3 protein-coding genes are annotated in these 2380 nt (G+C 59.1%); all 3 read left to right on the top strand.

The annotated features are described in order from the left end of the window. Positions 1–330: 330 nt before the first annotated feature. Entirely contained in the window at positions 331–1083 is a 753-nt protein-coding gene (modA, locus tag V6C16_RS11380; protein WP_333536659.1) for a molybdate ABC transporter substrate-binding protein, read from the top strand. A gap of 193 nt (positions 1084–1276) precedes the next feature. Further along, positions 1277–1954 carry a molybdate ABC transporter permease subunit gene (modB, locus tag V6C16_RS11375; RefSeq protein ID WP_333536661.1) on the top strand — a complete coding sequence of 226 codons (678 nt, stop codon included), beginning with the start codon at positions 1277–1279 and terminating at the stop codon, positions 1952–1954. Continuing rightward, positions 1954–2380, top strand: a 427-nt coding sequence (locus V6C16_RS11370; protein WP_333543255.1) for an ATP-binding cassette domain-containing protein, incomplete at its 3' end; no start/stop codon positions are given. The genes modB and V6C16_RS11370, both read left to right, overlap by 1 nt.

The following is a 2380-nucleotide window of genomic DNA, read 5'->3' as shown; positions in this document are numbered from 1 at the left end:
GTTCCCACAGCCACGATTCCACAGCCAGCAGTTCTCTGGGGCTGATGCGACCGGTATCCTGCAACAGGGCGGCGGAGTCGCGGCGCATAAGCCGTTGGCGCAACCACGCCCGGTCTGCGGAAGAGAGCGTGCGCAAGAGCGCGGCCATTTCCTCACGGTTTTTGTTTTTTTCCATACCGTATCCTGTCATTTTTTAGGTCTTATACATAAAAAAATACCAGGTTGTATAGTGTTCACGCTTTTTACAAAAAACGTGACCTCCTTGCCCGTCCAGACGGCTCCTGTATGAGTTAGTCAAAACTATCGCGTTACAACGCGAGGGAGGAGCCTATGAAAAAATCGTTCTTTTCCCGCATTTTTCTTGCTCTGGCTTGTGTGGGGCTGTTGAGCCTGCCCGCGCATGCCGCCGAGATGACGGTTTCAGGAGCGGCCAGCCTTACCAATGCCTTTACCGAACTGAAAGGCATGTTTGAAAAACAGCATCCGGGCCTGAAGGTCAATGTCAACTTTGCCGCCTCCAACCCGCTGCTCAAGCAGATTCAGGAAGGCGCGCCCGTTGACGTGTTTGCCTCGGCCGACCAGGCCACCATGGACAAGGCCGCGGCCGCGAAAGTGGTGGACCCCGCCACCCGCAAAAATTTTGCGGAAAACGACCTGGTGCTCATCGTGCCCGCGGGCAGCAAAAAACCCGCCGGACTTGCCGACCTGAGGAAGTTCAAAAAAGTTGCCATCGGCAATCCTGATTCCGTGCCTGTGGGCCGCTACACCAAGGCCGCCCTTAGCGAAGCCAAGCTGTGGGACGACCTGCAGCCTGCCCTGATTCAGGGCAACAGCGTGCGCCAGGTGCTGGATTATGTGGCGCGCGGCGAGGTTGACGCCGGTTTCGTGTACGCCACCGACGCCAGGCAGATGGCGGACAAGGTGGACGTGGTCATGGTTGTGGGCGGCCATGAGCCGGTAACCTATCCCATTGCCGTGGCGCTTACCGGAACCAATCCCAAGATGGGCCAGGCGTTTCTGAATTTTGTGCTTTCTCCCGAAGGCCAGGCTGTTCTGGCAAAGTACGGTTTTTCCAAGCCGTAGACTGTGCCGGATATCTGCTTGCGGTGACCTGTCTGCCGTAGCAGGATGAGTCTTGCAGCGTACAGGCTGTCGCGGGGCGGCGGCCTGTACGTCCGATTTCAGGGGGGCCGCCACGGCAGAGGCGGCGGTTGCGGCGGCATTGCATGCCGGAACAGGAGCATGGCAACGATTTTCGTGGAGGAGTGGTTTTTTGATGGATCTTGACGGCATCTCCATCTGGAGCCCGCTGGAGCTTTCGCTCCGTGTGGCGGGCACGGCCACCCTGGTCTCTTTTGTGGCGGCCACCCTCATGGCCTGGCTGCTGGCCCGAAAAAAAGGCCCCATGCCCGCGCTGCTGGACGCCCTGTGTACCTTGCCCCTGGTTTTGCCGCCCACGGTGCTTGGTTACTATCTTATTCTTCTGGTGGGGCGGCGCGGCCTTATGGGTCACTGGCTGGCCGAGATGGGCATAACTCTCATCTTTTCTTGGAAAGGGGCCGTGGTGGCGGCCACGGTGGTGGTGTTTCCGCTTATCTACAAGTCCGCCAGAGCTGCCCTTGAGCAGGTGGACTCGCATCTTGAGGATGCTGCCCGCACTCTTGGGGCTTCGGAATGGCGCGTATTTGTCAGCGTGTCCTTGCCGCTGGCCTGGAAAGGAATTTTTGCGGGGCTGATGCTGGCTTTCGCGCGGGGCATGGGCGAGTTTGGCGCTACGCTCATGATTGCGGGCAATATTCCCGGCAAAACGCAAACTCTGGCCCTTGCCATTTATGACGCTTTTCAGGCCGGTAACGACGCGCAGGCCACCTGGCTCGTCATTGTCACGTCGCTGGCCTGCGTGAGCATGCTCATGGCGGCGGAACTGCTGCTCAAGCTGAAAAGGCGGCGGTGATGATTTCCTTGCGCTTGTATAAAAGTTTTAAAAACGCGGCCGTCCCCTTCAGCCTGGATGTGGACTACGAGATCGGCGACGAGCACAAAAACGTGGTGCTCTTTGGTCCTTCCGGCTCCGGAAAAAGCCTGACCATGCAATGCCTTGCGGGGCTTGTGCGGCCGGATTCCGGGCATATCCGCCTTGGCGGGCGCACCCTGTATGACGGGCAGGCCAATGTCTTTGTTCCTGCACAGCGCCGCCGTATCGGCTATATGTTTCAGGATTACGCGCTGTTCCCTCATCTGACCCTGCTGCAGAACGTGGCCTACAGCGGCACGGGCTTTTGGCCCTGGCGCGTCTGTCCGGCCCAGCAGGAACGGGCGCAGTCCGTGCTGGAGCTTTTCGGCATCGGGCATCTGGCGCGCAACCTGCCTTCGCAGCTTT

The sequence above is a fragment of the Desulfovibrio sp. 1188_IL3213 genome (assembly GCF_036763145.1).
Classification (GTDB): domain Bacteria; phylum Desulfobacterota; class Desulfovibrionia; order Desulfovibrionales; family Desulfovibrionaceae; genus Desulfovibrio.
Note: the sequence above shows the minus strand (reverse complement) of the source record. Positions and strands in the feature narration are given on the sequence as shown.